This is a genomic window from Chryseobacterium sp. 'Rf worker isolate 10' (assembly GCF_050753305.1).
Classification (GTDB): domain Bacteria; phylum Bacteroidota; class Bacteroidia; order Flavobacteriales; family Weeksellaceae; genus Chryseobacterium.
Genome location: NZ_JBOZOF010000001.1, coordinates 1,571,943 through 1,596,738 on the forward strand (window position 1 = coordinate 1,571,943; position 24,796 = coordinate 1,596,738).

Genomic DNA, 24,796 nt, shown 5'->3' on the forward strand with positions numbered 1-24,796 from the left:
AAAAATGCAATTTAATATCTTAATAAATATAAGTTTAGATTAATGTTTTACTGAAGAAACATCTTCCGGATTATGTTTGTGTTTGAACAATACAGCAAAGAAAATCGCCAGTACCAACGCATAGATTGCGAAAGAAAGCCATATCTGCTGCCAGTCTTTTACCATCACCACAGAGGAAAGGGTTCCGTCTGAATTAACAGCTGCATTGAAACTGTTCTTTAAAATCTCCAGGAAAGTAGGATTATCAGGTGTCGTTTCTAAGTAAGTAGACAGATCTGAAGCCGTTGTAAATTTATGAGTAAAGAATTTATCAATAGCCCAGCCTGCAATATAACTTCCAAAAACAGCTCCAAAACCATTGGTCATCATCATAAACAATCCCTGAGCTGAAGAACGGATCTTTTTATCAGTAGTTGTTTCTACGAAAAGAGATCCTGAAATATTGAAGAAGTCAAAAGCCATTCCGTATACGATGCATGAAAGAATGATTAATGAAAGTCCAAATCCATCCGGAACACCATAGGCAAAGAATCCGAATCTTAAAACCCAAGCCAGCATAGACATCAGCATTACTTTTTTGATTCCGAATTTCTTCAGAAAGAAAGGAATTGCAAGAATAAACAAGGTTTCTGAAACCTGAGAAATAGACATAATGATTGTAGATCTCTGTACTACAAATGAATCTGCATATTTAGGAAAATGAGCAAATTCACTTAAGAATACATCTCCATAGGCATTGGTCAACTGAAGTGCAGCGCCCAAAAGCATTGAAAATAAGAAGAATAATGCCATTTTATAGTTTCCGAAAAGCTTGAATGCATTCAATCCTAATTGTTCGGATAATGGTGAACTTTTATCAATAAGTTTTTGCGGAGGGCATTTTGGTAGTGTAAGGGCATAAATTCCCAGAAAAATAGCTACAGCACCTCCAATATAAAACTGTCCTTCAGTCGCTTTATTTCCACTAAGGTTTGTGATCCACATGGCTACAATAAAACCAATGGTACCCCAAACACGAATCGGCGGAAAGTCTTTCACTACATCCAGATTGTTGCTTTTCAGGATAGTATAAGAAATTGAATTAGCCAATGCAATGGTAGGCATATAGAAACACATTGCCAAAAGCATTACCGAAAAGAAAGAATTCGGGTCTGCGGAATGAGGTAATATGAAAAGAATAACCCCATAAAGGATGTGTAATACTGAAAATATGCGTTCCGCATTGATCCAGCGGTCAGCGATAATTCCAGTAATGGTTGGCATAAAGATGGAAGCAATTCCCATTGTTCCGAACACAGCTCCAAACTGAGTTCCTTCCCAATGTTTGGTGCCAAACCAGAAGTTTGCCATCGTAATCAGCCATGCTCCCCACACAAAAAACTGGAGAAAACTGAGGATGGTCAGTCGTAATTTTAAATTCATAGTTTATATAAAAAGTATCTCTTTAGTCAATTTTCTTTTTCCTCCTCTTGATTTCTTCCTGGATTTCAAGGGCAGTATCATAATCTTCTTCTTTTACGGCATCATCCAATAATTTCTGAAGCTCTTCCATAGAAAGAGATTTTAAGCTATCTTCTGTCTGCACAGTTTCTGAGAAAGATTGTTCTTCTTTTGAAACGTCTTCCAGCTCCAATAGAATGCCGGCTTCGTTTAAAACCTGCTGTGTAGTAAATATAGGCGCATCAAATCTTACGGCCATTGCAACAGCATCAGAGGTTCTGGCATCAAGGATCAATTCTTCTTCATTCACTTTATTTTTAAAGTTGATATTAGAAAAGAATACTCCATCTACAATCTGATAGATGATGACAGAAACCAACTCATAATTGGCGGAAACTATAAATTTTGTAAATAAATCGTGAGTAAGAGGACGCGGTGGATGAATATCTTTTTCCAATCCGAGAGAGATAGACTGGGCTTCGAAATTTCCTATAACAACAGGTAATTTTATGTGTGTTTCTTCATGTTCCAGTAACAAGGCATAAGCCCCGGACTGAGTCTGGCTGTACGATATTCCGCGAATAATTAGCTGCTTATAATCCATAGCTACAAATATAGATTAATTTTTTATTGTGATTTCACTTTTTTACGCAAAAATAAAAGCCCGGAAAGCCGAGCTTTTATTGATATATTGAAGAATCGTGAATGGGCAATAGTAAACTTTTGCTTCGCAAGCAAATAATCAAAAATTGACAAGCAAAGTGAATTGACTATTTTCCATTGACTTTTATCCTTTTATTGCTTTAATTTTCTCTGTTAATGCAGGAATAATCTGGAAAGCATCTCCTACTACTCCGTAGTCAGCAGACTTGAAGAACGGCGCTTCAGGATCACTGTTGATTACTACAATAGTTTTTGAAGAGTTTACTCCGGCAAGGTGCTGAATTGCTCCGGAAATCCCTACTGCAACGTAAAGATTAGGTGAAATCGCTTTACCTGTTTGCCCTACGTGCTCTGTGTGAGGTCTCCATCCGATATCAGAAACTGGCTTAGAACATGCTGTAGCAGCTCCTAAAACGTTTGCTAAATCTTCAATCATACCCCAATTTTCAGGTCCTTTCATCCCTCTACCGGCAGAAACAACAACTTCAGCTTCTTTAAGGTCTAATTTTCCTGAACTCTGTTCGTGAGAAATCACTTTCGTATCTTCATTAGCTACAGATAAGTTTTTTACTTCTTCTGAACCTGATACTGCATTTTCTTTAACACCGAAAGCATTTTGAGAAACGGTAACGATTACTCCGTTTCCTTCTGCTTTAGCATGCATGAAACCTTTTCCTGAGAAAGCTCTTCTTTTTACCTGGAAAGGAGAAAGGCTTTCAGGAGTTTCCAATGCATTAGTGATTAAAGAATAGTTCTTCATTACAGCAAGCATAGGCGCAATGGAAGAAGCATCTGTAGTGTGAGGGAAAACGATAATATTTCCGTCTGCTACTTCGCTTACAGCCTGAGCAAATGCTTTTGCTGAGAAGTTTTTAAGACCTTCGTCTTTGATATTGATAACATTTGATGCTCCATATTTGTATAATAAATCTGAAGAATCTGTTGGGTTTACAGAGATTGCCGTAACGGTATCTCCAGCTTTATCAGCGATAGCTTTAGCATAAGAAACTGCTTCGAAAGCTGCTTTTTTGTAAACTCCGTTTATATTTTCTGCGTATACGAATACTGCCATTGTTTATATTTTTTAGGTTGTAGGGTTTAGGTTGTAGGGATTAGGTTTAAGAAGTATGTGTAAAAACGGCTGCCTATCACCTCGTACCTGTTATCTTTATTAGATTACTTTAGCTTCTTCGTGAAGTAATCTTACCAATTCATCCAGATTGTCAGGAGAAACCATTTTCACAGCAGCTCTTGGTGGAACGCTGTCATAAGATACTCCCTGAACTTTTACTTCTGAAGAAGAAGGCTCTACTACCTGTAGAGGTTTTGTTCTTGCAGACATAATTCCTCTCATATTCGGGATGATAAGATCTTTTTCATCTACTAATCCTTTCTGACCTGCAATAATTGCCGGTAATTTTACAGAAATAGTTTCTTTTCCTCCTTCAATTTCTCTTACTGCAGTAGCTTCGCTTCCGTTTACGTCTAATCCTACTGAAGCGTTTACGAAAGGCTGGTTCAATAGCTGAGCCACCATTCCCGGAACAGATCCTCCGTTATAATCGATAGATTCTTTTCCACAAAGGATAAGATCATATCCTCCGTTTTGAGCTACAGCTGCAATTTCTTTTGCTGTAGAATAGCTGTCTTTCGGATCAAGATTTACTCTTACAGCATCGTTAGCACCAATAGCTAAAGCTTTTCTGATTACAGGCTCTGTAGCAGCATCACCTACATTGATTACTGTTACTGTAGCTCCCTGAGATTCCTGAAGTTTAACCGCTTTTGTTAACGCAAATTCGTCTAATGGATTGATTACCCACTGAATTCCGTTTTTGTCGAAAGCAGATTTATCTGCTGTAAAGTTAATTTTGGAAGTAGTATCCGGAACACTACTAATACAAACTAATATTTTCATGTGTACTATTTTATTTTTTCCCTTTAATGCATAAAATCATGACAGTTTATGCAGAGATTTTGTTTGAATTAATTTTTGCTAATATAAATAAAAAATATATTATGCATGCATAATACTTATTAAATTATTATTCAATACATTAGATGTAGTTACTTAGCTGGTTTTGTTGCCCTAAACTCTATTTTACTAGGCAAAACTCTTGGATTCATTTTCAAAACATCCAATATAAGATTCCCCATATCTTCGGGCTGGATCTTCCAATTGTCCTTTTCCGAAGGAATGTTTCCATTAAAATGAGTGGCTACCGAACCTGGCATAATCACGGTGGATTTGATATTATACTTTCTTAAATCAATCATAGCCGCCTGGGTAAAACCTACCACCCCGAATTTTGAAGCGTTATATCCTGTTCCGTTTTCAAAGAAGTTCGCTCCTGCCAGACTGGAAATGGTGATATAATACCCTTCTGTCTTTTTTAATTCTTCTACAGAGGCTTTTAAAGTATAAAAAACACCTGTAAGATTAGTTTCTATCATATCATTCCATTCTTCTGCAGTCAGTTCATCTACGGGCTTAAAAATACCCAATCCTGCATTGGCAATGATATAATCCAGCCTTCCGAATTTTTCTACCGTATATTTTACAGCCTCCTGCTCGCTTTCCAGACTTCTTACATCAGAAACAATTCCTAATACATTTTCTGAGTATTGCTTAAGTTCCTCTTCTGCCTTCATGACATCATCCCTTTTTCTTCCTGAAAATGCTACAGATATACCATTTTCAAGTAAAATTTTCGCAATTCCGAAACCGATACCTTTGGTTCCTCCTGTTATATAAGCTGTTTTATTTTCTGACATATGCTTCAAATTTTAATTCTCTAAAATAACAAAAACGCCCCACTTGGAGCGTTTTGCTGATACTAAGATTTATCAGGATTTATTTTTTAATGAATTTCTTATTGAATCGTCCTTTTTCTGTATCGATGATTAAGATATAATTTCCGGCAGTTAGCTCAGACACATTTACAGATGCGTTATTCTTCTTATCACTGGATAATACAGTTTTTATTGATTTTCCAGTCATATCAACAATACTCACCAGATTAATTTTGGCTTCTTTTGAGGTAACATTGATAACATCTGCAACCGGATTAGGATAAAATGTTATTTCTCTATCACTTAAATTAGAATCTTTTACATTCATGAATTGTAATTCAGTATTAATTTTAATATTATCAATATAAGCTGATCCCAATGCATTATTATGAACAAAACGCAGCTGATTGATATTCATAGGGCCCGCAACTGTTCCTGTGTAAATGAGGCTATCATTAAGGTAATATCTGACATCTGCAGCGGTTCCTACGACCTTAAATCTATACCAGGTGTTTGGCAGCCAAGCTGAAGGTACAGCGATCAGATCCTGCACCCCTGATATTGTATTCAGAATTTTCACCAATCCGGTTTTATCAAAATCCAACCTTACAACAAACTGATCATCAACATTATTCACTCCCTGAAAACCAAAATCGGAGCCATTAAGTTGTGACATATTGATGTCAAATGATACGGAAAAGTTATTGTAGGAAAGAGGGGCTGCTAGGTTATAAAAGCCTCCGATAATGGGATCCGGCTGGGTTCCGTAGGTAGTTTCTTTAACAATTTTGAGAGAACTGCTTCCATCGCTGGCTTTATCTGCGCTGATAGTCTGATGGGTTATATTCTCAGGAATTCCTCCTGTGGGAGTACTGATCCATCCTGCCTGTCCGTTGATATTTCCGGTATTAAATCCTTCATTGGATTCAAAAGATACTGCCTGTTGTGAGAAAACACATATTGACAACATCAAAAATACAATTGAGTAGTATTTTTTCATAGTAAATCAAGTTTTGTATTAAAAATATAAACTTTCCACGAATAGTGAAATAACTTATTGCAAATAAAGATTAACGTTTTTGTTTTCAGCGAATTTAATTTTTAAAGTCACAAGAAAGGACTTCTGAAAAGGTCATAACAACAGTGTATGAAGCAAAAAAATAAGGTATCTCTTTGCAGAAATACCTTACTATTTATATTTTTCGTTGAATTATTTTGAATAATTTTCAAAAAACAACGGAATACTTTCAATTCCTTTATAGAAATTAAATAATCCGTAATGCTCGTTTGGAGAGTGAATTGCATCAGAATCCAACCCGAAGCCCATCAATACAGATTTAGCTCCTAAAACCTGCTCAAACATAGCTGTGATCGGAATACTTCCTCCTCCTCTGTAAGGAAGAACTTCTTTTCCGAATGCAGATTCCATTGCCTGTTTTGCAGCAGCAAATTCTTTAGTATCTGTTGGCAAAACGTAAGGCATACCTCCGTGGTGAGGGGTAATTTTTACTTTTACTGTATCCGGAGCAATTTTTTCGAAATATTTTGTGAATTTCTCTGTAATCTCCTGAGGAGTCTGGTAAGGTACCAAACGCATTGAAATTTTAGCAAAAGCTTTTGATGGAATTACTGTTTTTGCGCCTTCTCCTGTATAGCCGCCCCAGATTCCGTTGCAGTCTAAAGTAGGACGGATAGACGTTCTTTCTAAAGTTGTATATCCTTTTTCACCTTCAATATTGCTTAATCCGATTGATTTTTTGAACTCTTCCGGATTGTCTTTCAATTTGTTCATTTCAGCTCTTTCCGCATCTGAAACCGTATCAACGTTGTCATAGAACCCGTCAATTGTAATATGGCCGTTTTCATCAATCAGATTCGCGATCATTCTTGAAAGAACGTGAATAGGATTAGGTACTGCTCCACCATAAAGACCTGAGTGCAAATCTCTGTTTGGACCTTCCACTTCTACTTCTACGTAACTTAAACCTCTTAATCCTGTTGTAACAGTAGGTTGTTCGTTGCTATAAATGTGAGTATCGGAAATTAAGATACAGTCGCAAGCTAATTTCTCTTTATTTTCATTTACCCAGTCTCCTAAGCTTACGGATCCTACTTCTTCTTCTCCTTCTAAGATAAATTTAACATTGCAAGGCAGAGCATTGGTTTTCATCATGGCTTCAAAAGCCTTCAGGTGCATGAAAAACTGTCCTTTATCATCAGCAGAACCTCTTGCAAAGATAGCTCCTTCAGGGTGTAATTCAGTTTTCTCAATATAAGGTTCAAAAGGCGGCTTTGTCCATAATTCCAATGGATCTGCCGGCTGAACATCATAGTGCCCGTATACCAATACTGTAGGTAAATTTTCATCTAAAATCTTTTCCCCGAAAACAATTGGATACCCTTTTGTCTGGCAAACTTCCACATGATCAGCCCCTGCATTCTTAAGGTGTGCCGCTACTACATCCGCACATTTCAAAACGTCATCTTTATACGCCGGATCTGCAGAAATAGAAGGGATTCTCAATAACTCAAATAATTCATCCACGAAACGCTGTTTGTTTTCGTTAATGTAATTTAATGTCTCTTGCATTGTAAAAATTTATTTTGTTAAAATTAAAAAAAATGGCCGGCAGGGGCAAACAAAAAGGCAGTATTTTCAAAACCTTGTGTTAATGAGTCCTTTAGTCAGATTTTTTAATAAAAAATGCCCTGCAGAAACAGGGCACTTGTATATTGTATACTACTAATTAGTGTTCAGCTTTTGGAGCTTCTTTTGCTTCAGCAGGTTTTGCAGCAGCAGTACTGTCTGTTTTATGAGCTTCAGGTTTTGCAGCTTCTTCTTTGTGTCCTTCAGCTGTTGCAGCAGCCTCATGACCAAGTCCATGAGCCTTTCCACCTTTCTGAACGTCATCAGAATATCTTTCTGCTCCTTCTTCTAGTTTTAGAGTATTTTTATTCCCTCCAGCAGATATTTTTTTACAGCTAACAGCTACAGTTGCAATAGCTAAACATATAATCAATTTTTTCATATGTACAATTTAATTTTTTAAAAATCATATGAAACCGCACTATTTTTGGTTATTTAAACAGCCTGCGATTTCATGCTTAAATTTTTGATTGCCCAAAATTAAGAAATCCTGCATTTTTCAGCAACATTTTTATACTGATTTTAAAATAATTTTCCCTTTTTTGGATTGTGTAAAAATAAGGTATTGTTTTCCTCCATCTTTCAATCCGTATTTCTTTTTGATATCTTCTGGCTTTAAAGGGTAATTTTTTGAAATGATATTGAACTGATCTTTCTTCTTAATATTTTTAGAATCAACCACTTCCATTTCTAAAATTCTTCCAGGAAAGTTTTCATTTTTTTCATCCGAAGTATATAAATGGCTGTTAGGATGCAGTTTTTTCAATCCGAATTTTTGTGAAATTAAATTAAAGACTCCAGCTTTCAAAATGGAATGATTGGGGATATAAATGTATTTTTCGGGTTCAGAATATTCTGATTCGGCAGTTTCTTCTTCCCCAAAACTGAATGTAAAGACAGCTTCACCACTTTCAAGGTTCACACAGTTGCAGATAATTTCAGCCGTATTTTCGTTGGATAAAAATACGACAACTTCCTTTACGTCATTTTTCAAGGCAATAATATCAATCCTTGAAATACTGGGGAGTACTGAAATAAGATATTTAAGATCAATAAGCGGGGAAAGCTTAATAACCACCTGACCGGAAATAGAGCGTAATTTTTCCTGAATTTCGAGAATATCAGGTGACAGGTCTTCTAGAAGAAAAACTTTGTTTTTTTGCTCGTCTCTTCTTGCCGGATCAAGGTAAATAACATCGAAATGTTCCTGATTGGTCTCCAAAAAATCTTCCAGCTTAAGATTAATAAATTTTGCTTTTCGGTTTAATATAGTCCAGTTATTTTCAACAATCTTTAAAAGTTCGGTATTCTGTTCTACTAAAGTGATGTTATCAAAGTTTTGAGACAGATAATAGGCATCAATACCAAAACCGCTTGTAAGGTCAATAAATGTTTTTCCTTTTAAAATTCCAGATTTGTATAAAGCTGTTTTTTCTGAGGACGACTGCTCCAGGTTAAGCTGCGGTGGAAAAACAATGCCTTCTTTTAAAAGAAACGGAAATTTTCTCTCTGCCACTTGTTTTCCTTTGATCTGCTGTACAATTTCCTGCATAGAAACCTCTGGAAATGGTGATTTTTTCAGCAGTAATGTGTGTAAATCTGTATTCAGATTTGCATTGACATAGTTTTGGATTTCTTTGTTTAGTAATTTATTTCCCACAGATTGTGCTCTTTTTACATTCCTTTAGTTAAAATGCTTCGACTCCGCTCAGCATGACAACGCTAATACTAAGTGCTTAATTTATAATTGAAAAATTAAGACAGTATTTTTAACAGTGCCATACTGAGTGGAGCCGAGGTATCAATATCTTAAAATTATCTCTTATAAAATATATAGTCAGTCAATACCGGTATTATACCGTTCTGCTTAAACAAAGAGTTGATTTGCCCTCTGTGATAGGTGGAGTGATTTACTGCATGAAAAAGCATTTCAAAAATGGTATTTTCAAACTTTGTTCCTCTTGAATTCTGATATTCTATCTTTGTGTCTAAATCAAGATTGTTAATAATATCAATGCTTTTAAGAAAATTCCCATGATTGATTTCTATCAGAGATTCAAAAGGATTGATCTGCCAGACTTCAAAGGTGGTCTCTCCCAGTATCCGGGCATTCCAGATCTGTTGTGCGTTAAGAGTATGATTAATGAGACTAATTGTTTTATCATCTACAAGTTCTCTGTTTTCAGAGATCACTTTAATCATCTCAATATTGAAAAGATAAGTGTATTCAAATAAATCAATCAGTTTTTCTTTCATTATTAAAAACTATAAGTCTTTTTCTCTATGCAATGTCATTACATTTGGAGATGTAGGATCAATATCCGCTGGGTTTTCATTTTCAAAGTCGAAGAACAGTAGAAATTCATCTTCATTAATAAATTTAATGAGTCCACTTAAAAATTTACTTTCTTCAAGTTTATTATTGAAATTATCGTATGATGCAATTAGATTGAATTTGATAATTTTTTTTGAAAAATCAGCAGTATATTTCACATGTCCAATTTTACCTTTATTTGGTCCATCAGGAATTACATGATTTCTACCATCAATATTCAATCCATCAAGCTCTGCTTTTACATAACCGTCGGAAAAAAATGTAAATGAGCCATAGTTCCCCGCATCTGTTCCTACCCATTTTCCATACAAATCTTTCTCAGTTTGAGAAAAACATAATCCGAAAAACAATAAAAGGAAAACTAAGAAACTTTTTTTCATGGTATTATTAGTGTACTATTCAAACATTTCTGCCCAACGTACGGCTTTTATTTCTTTTTCGTTGTAAAGCTCTGCGATAGACTTTTTAACGTCTAATTTAGGGTATAAATTAACTCCGATCAGCTTTATTTTCCCTTCTTCAATCCATTGCTGCTCTTCAATAGCATGATCATAGATCTTTTTCTGGATAATTCCCTGCTTTAACAACTCAAGATACCCTCCTGCTTCTTCTATTTCAACAAATAAAGCCCATGATTTCTCTGCAAACTGACGGGTAATATCTTCTACATAATAACTTCCGTTAGAAGCATCTTCAAATACATTGATAATACTTTCGTAAGCCAGAACAATCTGCTGTTTGAAAGAGATTTCCTCTGAGTTATCAGTACTTCTGCCTACAAGATAATTATTAGTGAAAACCGCATCAGCACCTCCAATCATTGCAGAAGCAAGCTCCAGCGTCGAGCGGATCAGATTATTTTCATTATCAGAAACCGCTTTATTACGCAGCGAAGTCTCTGCGAAGATATAAGGAATTTCATCCAGCCCATATTCTTTGGAAAGCTGATTAAAAACGATTTTAAAAGCTCTCAGTTTAGCCATTTCAAAGAAATAGCTTCCTCCGACTGCTATTCTGAAGATCAGTTTACTTAAAATTTCAGATCCGTATGCTTCTATCAATTCCTTAGCTTTTGCCAGGGCAACACCAAGCTGTTGATAAATAGCGGCTCCGGCATTCTGATGCAGAGAAATATCAATACAGATGCTTCTTTTAAATTCTTTTGCCAATAATTCTTTTACCAGCTGATCATCAATGCTTCCTTCTTTTTCATTAAAAACATCAATCAATGAAAAATACTGGTCTTCTTCTTTGGGGCTGATGTGCCCTGCAAGTTCTTTGTTATTAACAAAAATGGTTTTCTGATCAAGATTTTCTACATTCTGATCAAGTACAAATGCAAATACTTCGTCTTCCAGACTTTCATGGTATCTTGCCACCAGATGGGTGCTTTCTTCAACTCTGGGAAGGTTTGACAAAGGTTTCTGAACTTCTGTATAAAAAGGCTTCACCTCTACTCCTTCCAGATTCTGTTTTTCTAAAACAGGATAAATATCCTCCGTTTTAAGCTGTTTTTTGACTAGATTTTCCCAGTTTGAAAGTATATCTGTATTTGACATTAGTTTTAGTTTAAATTGTGAATTTTGCTTCACAAGTGAATAGCACCATCAAACAAACTTAATTGACTATTCACTATTGATGCTTTTAGCACGCTTACTTTTTAGCAACCTTTGTGCTGTCTACCACCAAAATGAATATCTCTTCATTTGGCTTTTTCATAAAATAATTTTCTCTTGCATACTTTTCTTTTTCTGACTTGTTGTTCATCAGTTTTTTATAAAAAGCATCATTTTTCTCATATTCTTTTTTATAATAATCCAGCTGGTCTTCATACTTATGAATCTCTCCATTCAGTTCATTAATAACAAGAAATGAGGTTTTATCGAAAAAAACCATCCATACCAAAAACAGACAGATCGTAATGGTATACTTATTCAAAACATATTTCTGGATAAGTTTGAATGTTTCAGATTTCGGCTGAATGTCTTTGATAAGGTTGTTTTCTTCCATTTTTTAATGTTTTTTCAAAGAATTTTTAATAACGGTAGTTAAAAAATCAATGGCTACGGAATTCTGCTTCATATTTGGAATAATAAGATCGGCATCATTTTTAGACGGCTCGATGAATTCCTGGTGCATTGGTTTTAATGTGGTCTGATAACGGTGTAATACTTCGCTCAGATCTCTTCCTCTTTCCTGAGTATCTCTTCTGATCCTCCTGATCAGCCTTTCGTCAGAATCTGCATGTACAAATACTTTCAAGTCAAATTCTTTAAGTAATTCTTTGTTGGTAAGAACAAGAATTCCTTCTACTACCAATACATTTTTAGGTTCTACAGTGACATGATCTCCTGTTCTGGAATGAGTAACAAAGCTATAAATCGGCTGTTCAATAGATTCATTATTTTTTAAAGCTTTTACATGTTTTATCAGTAGGTCAAAGTCTATGGATTTCGGATGGTCATAGTTTAGAGCTTCTCTTTCCGTTAATGTAAGACCTTGGTTGTCGTGATAATAATTATCCTGAGAGAGGATATTCATTCCCTCAATATCAAGCTGCTGAAGTATCTTATCAACAACTGTAGTTTTGCCGGATCCTGTACCACCGGCAATTCCTATTACAAGCATTGTTTTTTTGTTTCTTTATAGTTGGTACAAATATACTATTTTAGATAAAATATGACAATGTAAGTGTATTGAGAAATTAAAAGATTAAAGTATTTAAAGATTAAAAGATTGCCCGGATGCCCGTTAGTCTTTGTCATTTATCATTATTACTCAACTTTCCTATCCGGATTTAATAAAAAAAACCGACAAATTAATTGTCGGTTTTTTATTTTATACGATTTCGCTTGTTAATTCGCGCGAAATTAATTTTTCATGCATGGGCTTCAAAACATCCATTGAACCTGTTTTTACGGTACACTTGCCTTTGTAATGAACCAACATGGTACATTGCTCAGCCTGTTCCAATGTATGCTTACATATTTCGATCAGGCAGTCTATTACGTAATCAAATGTATGAATATCATCATTATGCAATACCAGTTTATAAACTTCATCTGTATCATCCAGGACAAGGACTTCCTCCTCATACTGGCGTTTTGGATTTTCGTAGTCTTTTATGCTGTTATAAAAACTCATTCTAATTCTTTTAAACTTCTCCAATTTTATCTGCTAAATTATCAATAGCATTGGGTTCCTGATATACCAGCTCCACCAGTTCTACACTCTTATTATTCATTTTCAGAATCTTGAAGTGATAATTTTCAAGATCAAACTCCTGGTTTTCTTCAGGAATTTCTTCCAATTCATAAAGAATAAATCCGGCTAATGAATTGTATTCACTTTCTTCGGAAAGAGGAAGCCTTTTAGGTAAAAATTCGTTGATTTCGTCCAAAGGCTGTGTAGCCTGTACCCAATAGGTATTATCAGCTATTTTATCAACTATTTTTTCTTCGTCATCTTCTTCATCCTGAATTTCTCCTACAAGTTCTTCCAGGATATCTTCCAGGGTAATAATTCCTTCAGTTCCTCCAAATTCATCAATAACGATGGCAATATGTTGTTTTTTAAGCTGGAATGTTTTCAGTAAGTCTGAAACTTTTTTACTTTCTACCACGAAGAATGCGTCACGCATTAAATCTTTAAGGTCTTCGTGATCCAGATCTCCTTTTCTCTTCACAAATTCTCTTATAATTTCCTTTGTGTAGAAAATTCCGATTATATTGTCAATAGAGTCAATGTAAACAGGAATACGGGAGTAACCGCTGTCCATGATTTTGTTGATAATATCGTTGACATCTTCTTCAAAATCTATGGAAGTAATATTCTGTCTTGGAACCATGATCTGCTTGGCAGAGTGATCTGTAAAATCAAATGCATTTTTGATGATCTCATAGTTTTCTTCTTCAATCTCACCACTGTCTGCACTTTGTTTTACCAAAAGCTGAAGTTCTTCTGTAGAGTGAATTTCCTGTTCGGAAGCAGGGTGAATTTTAACCAGTCTAAGGAAACCGTTTGACATCGAGTTCATCAACCATATAAACGGTTTAAAAACCGTATAAAAAACTCTCAACGGAACTGCAGTTGCCATTGTAGTCGCTTCAGATTTTCTGATTGCGATTGATTTTGGAATAAGCTCACCAAATACAATGTGCATAATGGTAATTAATACAAAACTGGTCACCACTGAAATTGTAGTAATTGTTGTCTGAGTAAGATCAATACTTAAAGACGTGAAAATATTTTCAACAATATGATGCAGGGCACTTTCTCCCACCCAACCCAGGGCAAGGGATGCCAATGTAATTCCTAATTGTGTAGCGGAAAGATATTCATCAAGATGCTTGATGATATGTTCTGCCTGTTTTGCCATAGAGTTTCCTTCTGCGGCCTTTAACTGAATTTGTGAGTAACGAACTTTAACAATTGAAAATTCTGCGGCTACGAAAAAGCCATTTAGTAAAACAAGAAATAAGGCCAGCAAAAGCCTGACTATGTCCGAGTCCATTTAGAGATTGTATATATTTTATTAGCTACAAAGATATGTAAAATAAAAATAACCTGAATCCGGGATTGATTATTTCAATTAAGGATTTTTTTAAGAGAAAAATGAAGTGATAGAATACTGTTATTTTTCAATAAAAAAAATAATTGGAATACTTCTTCATTTCTTTGAAAACAGAAGGTTTTTGAGTGGTAAAAAGCGATTTTCAGACTTTTATAAACAAAAAAGCACCGAAATTATCGGTGCTTTCATTTGTATAGTAAAATAATTCTTTAAGAATTTTTCAAAGCTTCTGCTCCGGAAACAATTTCCAAAATTTCATTGGTAATTGCAGCCTGTCTTGCTTTGTTGTAGAAGATCTTAAGATCATTTCTCAAAGCCTCTGCATTATCTGTCGCCTTGTGCATTGCAGTCATTCTCGCTCCGTGCTCAGATGCTACTGAATCCAGGATTGCTTTGAAAACCTGAGTTTTGATAGACTTTGGAATCAAATTATCAAGGATCTCTGTTCTGTTAGGTTCAAAGATATAATCAGTTTCAACTTGTGGCTCAGTGTTTTCCGGCATTGAGATCGGAAGAAGTTTTTCTGTAGTTACTTCCTGAGTAGCAGCATTAACGAATTTGTTATAGATAACATAAACTTCGTCAAATTTACCTTCCTTGAAGCTTGTCATTACACCTTCAGTGATATGAGCAACTGCATCAAAGCTCAGATTATCATAAACAGAACTTCCATTAGCATATACCGTACGGTTTCTTCTTACAGCATCATATGCTTTTTTACCTACAGGCAGAATTTCAATCTCATATTGAGAATTGTTCTGAGACTGAAGATTAAGCTCTTTTACGATAGAAGAGTTAAAAGCTCCCGCAAGACCTCTGTTTGAAGTAACAGCGATGAATAGTACTCTTTTAACCTCTCTTTTTTGAGCATATACAGAAATCTGATCAGGATCAGAGCTAGAATTTACATTCTGGATAAGCTCCTGTAATTTTTCAGAATAAGGTCTTAACATTACGATTGCATCCTGCGCTTTTTTAAGTTTCGCTGCGGAAACCATCTTCATAGCACGTGTAATCTGCATCGTAGATGAAATTGACGTAATTCTGCCTCGTATTTCTTTTAAGTTTGCCATTAATTTGGGTTCAAAGTTTAAGGTCTAAAGTTTAAGGCTTAAAACGCTATATTTTAAACCTTAAACATTGAATTTTTTAGTTGTATTTAGAAGCTAAATCGTTAGCAGCCTGCTTAAGAACACTAGTAATATCGTTATCAATTTTTCCAGACTTAATAGCAGCCATTGTATCAGGGTGCTTAGATCTTAGGAACTCGATATACTCGTGTTGGAATTCTTTAATCTTGTTTAACGGAACGTTTCTCATTAAGTTTTCTGTTCCAGCATATACGATCGCTACCTGACTGTCTACAGGAAGTGGTGCATTTACCGGCTGCTTAAGGATTTCTACGTTTCTTTCTCCTTTAGAGATAACTGCTAAAGTAGAAGCATCAAGGTCAGAACCGAATTTAGCAAACGCTTCAAGTTCTTTATATTGAGCCTGGTCAAGTTTTAATGTACCAGAAACTTTTTTCATTGATTTGATCTGAGCATTACCTCCTACTCTCGATACAGAGATACCAACGTTGATCGCCGGACGAACCCCTGAGTTGAATAGATCAGACTCCAAGAAGATCTGTCCGTCTGTAATAGAGATTACGTTTGTAGGGATATATGCAGAAACGTCACCAGCCTGAGTTTCGATAATTGGAAGGGCTGTTAATGAACCCCCACCTTTGACGATTGGTCTAAGAGACTCTGGCAAATCGTTCATTTGCTTAGCAATGTTATCATCAGCGATTACTTTTGCTGCTCTTTCCAATAGTCTTGAGTGAAGATAGAAAACGTCTCCAGGATAAGCTTCACGGCCCGGTGGTCTTCTCAATAGTAGAGAAAGCTCACGGTAAGCAACAGCTTGTTTAGATAAATCATCATAAACGATAAGCGCTGGTCTACCAGTGTCTCTAAAGAACTCACCGATAGAAGCTCCTGCCATTGCAGAATATACCTGCATTGGAACCGGATCTGATGCGTTAGCCGCAACGATTACAGTATAAGCTAAAGCTCCTTTATCAGAAAGAGTTTTAACGATTTGTGCTACAGTAGAAGCTTTCTGACCAATAGCAACATATATACAATATACTGGGTTACCAGCATCAAAGAATTCTTTTTGGTTGATGATCGTATCAATTGCAACAGTAGTTTTACCTGTTTGTCTGTCACCAATGATAAGCTCTCTCTGACCTCTTCCTACAGGGATCATCGCATCAATTGCAACGATACCAGACTGTAAAGGCTCAGTTACCGGCTGTCTGAAGATTACTCCAGGAGCCTTTCTTTCCAATGGCATTTCGTATAAATCCCCAGTAATAGGACCTTTACCATCGATAGGGTTACCAAGAGTATCTACTACTCTTCCTAACATACCTTCTCCTACTTTGATAGAAGAGATTCTGTTTGTTCTTCTTACTGTATCACCTTCTTTTACTAACTTACTTTCACCAAGTAGAGCAACACCCACGTTGTCTTCTTCAAGGTTAAGTACAATACCTTCTACATCACTAGAAAATTTCACCAACTCTCCGTATTGTACGTTTTCTAACCCGTATACACGAGCAATACCATCACCGATGGTTAAAACTGTACCTACTTCCTCAACGTTTGATTGAGTATCGAAGTTGGCCAATTGCTGTTTTAAGATCGCAGATACTTCTGCCGGATTTATTTCTGCCATTGTATGGTTGTTTTTCTTAATTTAATTGGAAATCTTTTTTAACTTGGTTAAGTTTTGTCTTCACAGACGCGTCTACCTGCTGGTCACCTACTCTTAGAACATATCCTCCAAGAATTTCAGGTTTAACATTCACTTTCAGATCAAAGTTTGAATCAGCATTGACAAGATTGGTAGATCTTAAAATCTGATCAAGATTTTCTTTTGAAAGCGGAGTTGCTGTAGTAAGTGTTACTCTCTGTACACCACTAAGGTCTTCAACTTTGTTGATGAATTCCTGAGCAATATTTTTCAATTGGTTTTCACGACCGTGCTTAATCACCAATCTGATTAGGTTCTGAGAAGAAACAGATAAACCTTTGAAAATTTCGTTTGCTACTTCTATTTTCTTTTTAGAATCGATGTAAGGAGTCATGAAAAATTTATTTAAGTCCGCAGACACTTTCATGATCTTTACTACATCTTTCATTTCAGAAAATACAGTAGCCGTTTGACCTGACTCGTTTGTGAAATCAAGTAAACCTTGTGCGTATCTTTTAGCTACTTTAGATGTAAGCATTCTTAGTTAAGGTTTGATTTGTTTAAATAATTTTGAACTAATTCGTTTTGAGCTTCGCTGTTGTCTAATTTTTGTTTCAAAATAGACTCAGCAATGTTTACAGATAAAGTACCAATTTGAGTTTTGATGTCTGCCATAGCAGCATTTTTCTCAGCATTGATTGTCTGTTTAGCAGCTTCGATCATTTTGTCTCCTTCAGATTTAGCAACATCTTTAGCTTCCCCTACGATTCTGTCTTTAATTTCTCTAGCTTCTTTAAGGATAGCATCTCTTTCGATTTTAGCTTCACGAATGATTCTTTCGTTATCCTCTTTTAAAGTTTCCATTTCTTTTCTAGCTAATTTAGCTTGATTAAGAGCGTCAACAATAGATGTTTCTCTGTCGTCGATTGACTTTAAAATAGGCTTCCAAGCGAATTTACCTAACAAAAATAATAATGCTAGAAAAATTACAGACTGGATAATAAATAGTCCTGATGAAAACTGATGAATTAATTCCATTATATAAATGTATAAATAATTATTACTTTTTTTTTTAAAATTAACATTGCTGCAGCCAACCGCTGCAACAATGTTTTTTGTTTTGATTGGCTTATGATGCGAATAACGCAGCAAATGCAACACCTTCTACTAGTGCAGCTGCAATAAGCATAGCAGTTTGGATTTTTCCAGATTGCTCAGGCTGTCTAGCGATAGCTTCAAGAGCAGCAGCTCCGATTTTACCAAGACCGATACCTACACCTAGTACGATAAGACCTGCACCAATAATTCTAGGGATTTCCATAATATATAATTTTAAAAAATTGTTTTAATAGTTTGTTTAATTTCTCTTTTTACTTTTGATTAGTGAGCAGCGTGATGTTCGTGCTCATGCTCTTCTACTGCCATTCCGATAAACAGCGCTGATAACATGGTAAAAATATAAGCCTGTAGGAATGCTACCAATACCTCAAGTAAATAAATTACTAATGTAAGGAATGGGAATGCAACACCTGCGATCCAGTTTTTGAAGATATAGATAGAACCAATCAAAGTCATTACTACGATGTGTCCTGCCGTCATGTTGGCAAAAAGTCGGATCATCAAAGCGAAAGGCTTAGTAATTGTTCCTAACAATTCAATTGGCAACATAATAAATTTCATTGGCACTGGTACTCCCGGCATCCAGAAGATGTGTTTCCAGTAATCTTTGTTAGCTGAGAATGTTGTAATCAAATAAGTAAGGATTGCAAGGAAGAACGTCATGGTAATATTACCTGTAACATTGATCCCGAAAGGCATTAATCCTAAAACGTTAAGGAAAAGAATGAAGAAAAATACAGTTAATAAATAACCCATAAATCTCTTATACTTATGTCCGATGTTTGGAAGAGCAATTTCATCTCTAACAAAGATAACCAAAGGCTCTAAGAATTTCGTAGCTCCTGTAGGAACAACTGATTTCTTATAAGACTTAGCCATTCCAACAAACAATACAAACATGAAAACCGCCACTAATAAGATTATCAATACACTTTTCGTAATTGAAAGATCTAAAACTCTTTCTTGTGTTGGGTGATGATCTTTATCTAAAGTAATCGTTCCTTTTTCATCTGTTTTATAGATTTTCTCATGATGTAATACATAATAAGCTCCATCTACTTCAGTAGGTTCTCCGTGCATAAAACCTTCTTTGTTACTCATGAAAGAATGAAATCCATTATCATAAAAAATAACAGGAAGTGGAAAACCAATGTGGTGACCTTCTTTATCAACCATCAATGTGAAATCATGAGCGTCCAATAAGTGATGATCGATGAACTCTTTGTTTTCTTTAGTTACTTTGTCTTTCTCTGAAAGCTCTTTAGCAGGAGCCTCACCAGTGGTGGCCTCACCGTGCTGTGCAGACACTAAGTTTAATACAAAAATACTGTAAAATAAAACTGCGAATTTCTTAAACATTGATAGGTTTTTTTCGTTGTGCAAAAATATGATAATTTTTCTAGTTTCAATAAATAATTTTACTGTTTTTTATCATGATTAATTAGCCCGATCGCGTAGTATGTAAGCAGGGCTGTCAGGACAAAATAGGGAATGATAAAATGAAATTTATAGTCTGGAATCACTTCAAAGTTCAGTTTCTTTCTGATTAAGTACATTAAACCGAATTTTAAAAGAATCAAACCAATGACAGATAATCCTAAAAATTGAGGTGCTACTCTATTGATTAAAATTACAAGAGTAATCATCATCATAAACATGACACTCAGAAAAAGATAAAATTTAATGATCACAATTTCGTCTAGGTGAAAAACAAATTTCCAAAGAGAAAAATGCACCAGAAACGTCAGGAAGAACAAAATGACAACAAGAATATTGGGATTAATTTTCATTCTAAATTTTAATTGACGCAAAAATAGACTTTTTCTATCGTATTATGATAAAATTTGATATATATCATTTTTTCTTATATATATAATATTACGTCCCGGACACTTTACATATGCTAAAAATTCCTTATTTTTGCAAACCTATAATTTACAATAAATATGTTTAATAGTTTACAGGATAAATTAGATAAGGCATTACATAATATTTCCGGTAGAGGAAAAATTACTGAAATCAATGTAGCGGAAACCATAAAGGAGATCCGTAGAGCATTGGTAGATGCCGACGTTAACTATAAAGTTGCAAAAGATCTTACTAAAAGAGTTCAGGATAAAGCATTAGGAGAGAATGTTCTTACTTCCCTTACTCCGGGACAGTTGATGACAAAAATTGTTCATGATGAATTGGTAGACCTGATGGGAGGTTCTCAGGAGGGAATCAATCTTTCAGGGAAACCATCCGTAATCCTTATTGCTGGTCTTCAGGGATCTGGTAAAACTACTTTCTCAGGAAAACTTGCTAATTATTTACAAACAAAAAGAAATAAAAAACCTTTATTGGTAGCATGTGACGTTTATCGTCCTGCAGCAATTGACCAGCTGAAAGTATTAGGAGGACAGATTAATGTTCCTGTTTTTACTGAAGAAGGTTCTACGAACCCATCTACGATTGCTGAAAATGCGATCAATTTTGCAAAAGCAAACGGTCATGATGTTGTCATCGTAGATACAGCAGGTCGTTTAGCTATTGATGAGCAAATGATGAACGAGATCAAATCTGTACATTATTTCATCAAACCAAATGAAACGTTATTCGTTGTTGACTCAATGACTGGTCAGGATGCTGTGAATACTGCCAAAGCATTCAACGATGCATTAAACTTTGACGGAGTTGTTTTAACAAAATTAGATGGTGATACAAGGGGGGGTGCTGCACTGACGATCCGTTCTGTTGTTGAAAAGCCGATCAAATTTATCTCTACAGGAGAAAAAATGGAGGCTCTGGATCTTTTCTATCCGGAAAGGATGGCAGACAGAATCCTGGGAATGGGAGACGTTGTTTCCTTAGTAGAAAGAGCTCAGGAACAGTTTGACGAAGAGGAAGCGAAGAAACTTCACAAAAAAATTGCTAAAAACGAGTTCGGTTTTGATGATTTCCTTAAGCAGATCAACCAGATCAAGAAGATGGGTAATATGAAAGACCTTATGGGAATGATTCCTGGAGTTGGAAAAGCAATTAAAGATGTAGAGATCAGTGATGATGCATTCAAACACATTGAAGCGATCATTTATTCTATGACTCCTGAAGAAAGAAGAAGACCTTCTATCATCAATACACAGAGAAAAGGTAGAATTGCTAAAGGTGCTGGAAGAAAGGTAGAAGATGTAAATCAATTGATGAAGCAATTCGATCAGATGGGTAAAATGATGAAGATGATGCAGGGACCTCAAGGAAAGCAAATGATGCAGATGATGAGCAAAATGCCAAATATGCCTGGAATGGGCGGAATGTTTGGAAAATAAGAAAGACAAAATCATTCATAAAAAACTCTCAGAATTTCTGAGAGTTTTTTATTTTTATATGAGGATTTGTTTATTTAAACTTATACCCTATTCCCAGCTGGAAGAAATTCATTTTTAGTGTTTCGCCATCTACAGGATTTTTGATCATATTGCTAAGACCAAAGCTATAGCGCGCATCTACGAATAATCCTTTATGAATATTGTAATCTGCACCTAAGAATAAACCGAAATCTGTAGATTTTAAAGTATCATTAAGGTACTTTTCTACAAAACGCTCTCCCTCTCTGATTCCTGATGGGTCTACCATCCCTGCATTAGGACCGCTCATTTCAAATTTCACCTTGTTATTGGTCTTAAAACTCACATACGGACCTGCATAAATACCCAATTCCGGTGTTACATAGTATCTTGCTGATATTGGAATTACAATTCTGTTAAGATTCATCTTTTCTGTTACAGTAATACCAGGCAGTGAAACTTCCGCTTTCCCTCCCAGATTAGCATATTCCAATTCTCCCTGAATAGCAAATTTATTATTGAATTTATGTTCAACCAAACCTCCGATATAAAATCCGGATTTAGATTTCATACCGCCTTCAATTCCGCCAAATTCAAAATCGCCTTCATTGGATTTCAGATTTGATAAAGCATAACCGGCTTTTATACCGAATGTAGTTTGTGCATTCAGGCCTGCAAATAAAGCGATTGCAGACGCCAATAAGATTTTTTTCATGGTTATTATATTAAATAGTTTTTAACTTAAAAAGCCCAAGAGAGCTTTCCGCCGGCTAATGTATATATTTTGTGTATTATTTTGCAAATATATATTTTACTCCAAAAGTCACGGAAGCCAGATTAACATCGAATTTGTAACTGTTGTTTCTTTTAGCTCCGTCAATATCTCTTTTGGATGTATTGTATCCAAACTCCCCTATTGTAGCTTCAATTGACCAGTTTTTACTGACAAAGTAATCTAATCCAGGTTTGATATTCACTCCAATATGGGTATAGTTGTTTTTTCTTGAAAATGAAGGAGCAAGAAGAGGATCCCCCATGTAAACTTCACTGTTTGAATCCTGTTTTTCCTGGCCAAACTCCAAAGGAACCTGCAGTTGCCCGAAGATGTACAGTTTGTCGGATAAAGTCCAGTATTTTCTCATAAATGGAGCAACAACAAATGCATTATCTGTATATTTTATTTCCAGCGCATTACTTAAAAAATCACCTCCTATTTTGTACTTTGTAACAGCACTTTTATATCCTGCACCTAATCCTATTGCCAGATTAGTAGTCACGAAATACCCTGCCGTAGGAAGGATTTTAATAACATCATCTTTTTTGTTGTTGTTATAATATTCGTTATTTTCACTGTGATTATACTCTACCTGTCCTGAAAGGTAAGTTGTTCCTTTTGCAATCTGTGCGTTTGATAATCCAAAAAGCGCAACAGCGCCTATCAATACGATTTTTTTCATGATTATTATATTAGTTTTTAGATAGAAAAAAAGCCCTAAGAGGTTTCTCAGGGCTTTCTTATTATATGCTTTGTTTATTACTTTGCAAATACATATTTAACTCCGAAAGTTACAGAAGATAAATTCAAACCGAAGTTATAGTTGTTTGTAGCATCACCATCTTTTGGCTTGTAGTTGCTATAACCGAACTCACCGATAGTAGCTTCGATAGACCAGTTCTTGTTTAAGAAATAATCTAAACCTGGCTTCACAGTAACACCAATTTTAGTGTATTTAGCTTCAGTAGAAGTAGAGTTTGAAACAACAGTGTTTCCTGTAGTAGCTACAGAGCTGCTTTCAACCTCAGTTTTTCCGAACTGCATTGGCACTGCTAATTGTCCGAAGAAATATAGCTTGTCAGATAAAGTCCAGTATTTTCTTACGAATGGAGCTACAACGAAAGCTGGAGTTTTAGTTACGTTTTCGTTTACAATTGTAGTGTTTCCTAAAGTTGTAGTAGTAGATACAGTGTTCTTTTCAGTTTGGTATCCAATTCCTAATCCAACTGCTAAGTTAGTGTTTACGAAATATCCAACTGTAGGTAATACGTTGAAGTTTTCTTTTTTATCGTTACCGTTGTTAGATTCTACTTGAGAATAACCAACAGATCCTGATAAATATGTAGTTCCTTTAGCAATCTGAGCGTTAGATAAACCAAAAAGTGCAACAGCACCCGCTAATAATATTTTTTTCATTTTAAAAAATTTTAATACTTTCTGAGGGCAAATTTACAGTGGTCTCCACTAATATTAAAATTTGTTAATGTGATTAATATCATTGTTAAAATTTGGACTTTTACAGAAATAAATCCTAGTTAAGAGAAGTTATTGAGTTTTTCACAATATTATGAATAAAAAAACTCTATTTTACTAACAAGAGCGAAATATACTTGCTTTTTTAAATTTTACAATTATTTGTAAAACCCCATGAATTCAGGGGAAATGCTAAAATTAATTAACCTAAAATACTAATATCTAAGTTATTAACTCTTAAAATTTAAACATTTGTTTATATTCGGATTCATTTTCACTATTTTCTAATCGCTATAAATACGTTATATCAAAAATTTCTGATAATAAATTTATGCAGCTTATTGATGAAGTATCAAAAAAACTCCGGCCTTTGGCCGGAGTTCTCAATATGCAATTGCGTTCTTATTTTATAAAGAAATTATAACCAAGGTTTACAGCGCCTACATTCCAGCTGTAGCTTCCCCATCCTGGAAGGTCACGCTTGTTGCTGATTGACTGGTACCCTATGTACAATTCTCCTTTAGACATTTGATATCCAAATTTAGGTTGTGCATAAAAACCACCGTCTACTCCATCTTTAGTAGAAATACCATACCCAAGATCTAATCCTACAAAAATAGGTGCTCCAGAGAATCTGTATTTACCGGAAACCGCTACAGGAACAAATCCGAAATCATCAAAATGATCTTTTCCAAAGAAATGGGAATATCCTGTAGTTACTCCAAGATCAAGACCTTTAGCAATATTCCACATATAAGCAGCGTCTACTCCTAATGTAAATGAAGATACATCACTTGCATCAGACACAGGAATACCAATATGTCCTCCAATTTTAAAACCTTCCTGTGCTTGAGCAGCACCTCCTAAAAGTGCAAAAGCACCTAGTAATAATAGTTTTTTCATTTTT

General features: G+C 35.2%; 28 protein-coding genes. 1 reads left to right on the forward strand and 27 read right to left on the reverse strand.

All coding sequences use genetic code 11. The features are described 5' to 3' along the window. Nucleotides 1-39: 39 nt before the first annotated feature. From LKL37_RS07005 to LKL37_RS07115, 23 genes are all read right to left on the reverse strand, one after another. On the reverse strand, nt 40-1,422 hold the full coding sequence (locus LKL37_RS07005; RefSeq protein ID WP_431609852.1) for a nucleoside permease: 1,383 nt from the start codon (nt 1,420-1,422) through the stop codon (nt 40-42). Nucleotides 1,423-1,444: 22 nt separating this feature from the next. After that, nucleotides 1,445-2,044, reverse strand: coding sequence for a bifunctional nuclease family protein (locus LKL37_RS07010; protein WP_431609853.1), 600 nt, complete (start codon nt 2,042-2,044; stop codon nt 1,445-1,447). 183 nt (nt 2,045-2,227) lie between these two features. Continuing rightward, the gene (locus tag LKL37_RS07015; protein ID WP_431609854.1) at nt 2,228-3,175 is read right to left on the reverse strand and encodes an electron transfer flavoprotein subunit alpha/FixB family protein; all 948 of its coding nucleotides are present in this window, start codon (nt 3,173-3,175) and stop codon (nt 2,228-2,230) included. A gap of 99 nt (nt 3,176-3,274) precedes the next feature. Beyond that, entirely contained in the window at nt 3,275-4,021 is a 747-nt protein-coding gene (locus LKL37_RS07020) for an electron transfer flavoprotein subunit beta/FixA family protein (RefSeq protein WP_034697635.1), read from the reverse strand. Nucleotides 4,022-4,170: 149 nt separating this feature from the next. Further along, entirely contained in the window at nt 4,171-4,878 is a 708-nt protein-coding gene (locus LKL37_RS07025; RefSeq protein ID WP_431609855.1) for an SDR family oxidoreductase, read from the reverse strand. Nucleotides 4,879-4,957: 79 nt separating this feature from the next. Continuing rightward, nucleotides 4,958-5,896, reverse strand: a complete 939-nt coding sequence (locus LKL37_RS07030; RefSeq protein ID WP_431609856.1) for a T9SS type A sorting domain-containing protein — start codon at nt 5,894-5,896, stop codon at nt 4,958-4,960. A gap of 210 nt (nt 5,897-6,106) precedes the next feature. Next, the gene (locus LKL37_RS07035) at nt 6,107-7,486 is read right to left on the reverse strand and encodes a dipeptidase (RefSeq protein ID WP_431609857.1); all 1,380 of its coding nucleotides are present in this window, start codon (nt 7,484-7,486) and stop codon (nt 6,107-6,109) included. Between the two features lie 157 nt (nt 7,487-7,643). Further along, entirely contained in the window at nt 7,644-7,925 is a 282-nt protein-coding gene (locus tag LKL37_RS07040; RefSeq protein WP_431609858.1) for a hypothetical protein, read from the reverse strand. A 129-nt stretch (nt 7,926-8,054) separates the two neighbouring features. After that, nucleotides 8,055-9,203, reverse strand: a complete 1,149-nt coding sequence (locus LKL37_RS07045; protein WP_431609859.1) for a class I SAM-dependent methyltransferase — start codon at nt 9,201-9,203, stop codon at nt 8,055-8,057. Between the two features lie 155 nt (nt 9,204-9,358). After that, a complete protein-coding gene (locus tag LKL37_RS07050; RefSeq protein ID WP_431609860.1) occupies nt 9,359-9,799 on the reverse strand; it encodes a DinB family protein in 441 nt (146 codons plus the stop codon). A gap of 9 nt (nt 9,800-9,808) precedes the next feature. Beyond that, nucleotides 9,809-10,258, reverse strand: a complete 450-nt coding sequence (locus LKL37_RS07055; RefSeq protein WP_431609861.1) for a hypothetical protein — start codon at nt 10,256-10,258, stop codon at nt 9,809-9,811. A gap of 15 nt (nt 10,259-10,273) precedes the next feature. Further along, the gene (locus LKL37_RS07060) at nt 10,274-11,437 is read right to left on the reverse strand and encodes a methylmalonyl-CoA mutase family protein (protein ID WP_431609862.1); all 1,164 of its coding nucleotides are present in this window, start codon (nt 11,435-11,437) and stop codon (nt 10,274-10,276) included. 94 nt (nt 11,438-11,531) lie between these two features. Then, nucleotides 11,532-11,888, reverse strand: a complete 357-nt coding sequence (locus LKL37_RS07065; protein ID WP_105701405.1) for an FtsB family cell division protein — start codon at nt 11,886-11,888, stop codon at nt 11,532-11,534. 3 nt (nt 11,889-11,891) lie between these two features. Further along, on the reverse strand, nt 11,892-12,506 hold the full coding sequence (gene udk / locus LKL37_RS07070; protein WP_034697618.1) for a uridine kinase: 615 nt from the start codon (nt 12,504-12,506) through the stop codon (nt 11,892-11,894). Between the two features lie 210 nt (nt 12,507-12,716). Beyond that, complete coding sequence (locus LKL37_RS07075) at nt 12,717-13,022, reverse strand: ATP-dependent Clp protease adaptor ClpS (protein WP_110366265.1); 306 nt, start codon at nt 13,020-13,022, stop codon at nt 12,717-12,719. Between the two features lie 10 nt (nt 13,023-13,032). Then, nucleotides 13,033-14,391: a hemolysin family protein gene (locus LKL37_RS07080; protein ID WP_431609863.1), complete on the reverse strand. Its 1,359-nt coding sequence runs from the start codon at nt 14,389-14,391 to the stop codon at nt 13,033-13,035. A gap of 269 nt (nt 14,392-14,660) precedes the next feature. Then, nucleotides 14,661-15,524 (reverse strand): ATP synthase F1 subunit gamma, encoded by an 864-nt coding sequence (gene atpG, locus LKL37_RS07085; RefSeq protein ID WP_431609864.1) that lies wholly within the window; start codon nt 15,522-15,524, stop codon nt 14,661-14,663. A 76-nt stretch (nt 15,525-15,600) separates the two neighbouring features. Further along, the gene (gene atpA, locus LKL37_RS07090; protein ID WP_426478777.1) at nt 15,601-17,178 is read right to left on the reverse strand and encodes a F0F1 ATP synthase subunit alpha; all 1,578 of its coding nucleotides are present in this window, start codon (nt 17,176-17,178) and stop codon (nt 15,601-15,603) included. Nucleotides 17,179-17,194: 16 nt separating this feature from the next. Next, nucleotides 17,195-17,734, reverse strand: coding sequence for an ATP synthase F1 subunit delta (atpH, locus tag LKL37_RS07095; RefSeq protein ID WP_431609865.1), 540 nt, complete (start codon nt 17,732-17,734; stop codon nt 17,195-17,197). 2 nt (nt 17,735-17,736) lie between these two features. Then, a complete protein-coding gene (locus LKL37_RS07100; protein ID WP_431609866.1) occupies nt 17,737-18,234 on the reverse strand; it encodes a F0F1 ATP synthase subunit B in 498 nt (165 codons plus the stop codon). A gap of 91 nt (nt 18,235-18,325) precedes the next feature. Continuing rightward, nucleotides 18,326-18,517: an ATP synthase F0 subunit C gene (gene atpE / locus LKL37_RS07105; RefSeq protein WP_027384648.1), complete on the reverse strand. Its 192-nt coding sequence runs from the start codon at nt 18,515-18,517 to the stop codon at nt 18,326-18,328. Nucleotides 18,518-18,576: 59 nt separating this feature from the next. Further along, entirely contained in the window at nt 18,577-19,674 is a 1,098-nt protein-coding gene (gene atpB, locus LKL37_RS07110; protein ID WP_431609867.1) for a F0F1 ATP synthase subunit A, read from the reverse strand. 59 nt (nt 19,675-19,733) lie between these two features. Beyond that, nucleotides 19,734-20,105, reverse strand: a complete 372-nt coding sequence (locus LKL37_RS07115) for a hypothetical protein (protein WP_431609868.1) — start codon at nt 20,103-20,105, stop codon at nt 19,734-19,736. Nucleotides 20,106-20,261: 156 nt separating this feature from the next. Between LKL37_RS07115 and ffh the strand changes: the two genes are divergently transcribed. Further along, nucleotides 20,262-21,623, forward strand: a complete 1,362-nt coding sequence (gene ffh, locus LKL37_RS07120; protein WP_431609869.1) for a signal recognition particle protein — start codon at nt 20,262-20,264, stop codon at nt 21,621-21,623. Between the two features lie 70 nt (nt 21,624-21,693). Here ffh and LKL37_RS07125 read toward each other — a convergent pair whose 3' ends face one another. From LKL37_RS07125 to LKL37_RS07140, 4 genes are all read right to left on the reverse strand, one after another. Then, complete coding sequence (locus LKL37_RS07125) at nt 21,694-22,356, reverse strand: porin family protein (protein ID WP_431609870.1); 663 nt, start codon at nt 22,354-22,356, stop codon at nt 21,694-21,696. 76 nt (nt 22,357-22,432) lie between these two features. Beyond that, nucleotides 22,433-23,098, reverse strand: a complete 666-nt coding sequence (locus LKL37_RS07130) for an outer membrane beta-barrel protein (protein WP_431609871.1) — start codon at nt 23,096-23,098, stop codon at nt 22,433-22,435. Nucleotides 23,099-23,175: 77 nt separating this feature from the next. Beyond that, complete coding sequence (locus LKL37_RS07135; protein WP_105701394.1) at nt 23,176-23,832, reverse strand: outer membrane beta-barrel protein; 657 nt, start codon at nt 23,830-23,832, stop codon at nt 23,176-23,178. Between the two features lie 459 nt (nt 23,833-24,291). Next, on the reverse strand, nt 24,292-24,792 hold the full coding sequence (locus LKL37_RS07140) for a hypothetical protein (protein ID WP_105701393.1): 501 nt from the start codon (nt 24,790-24,792) through the stop codon (nt 24,292-24,294). Nucleotides 24,793-24,796: the final 4 nt, after the last annotated feature.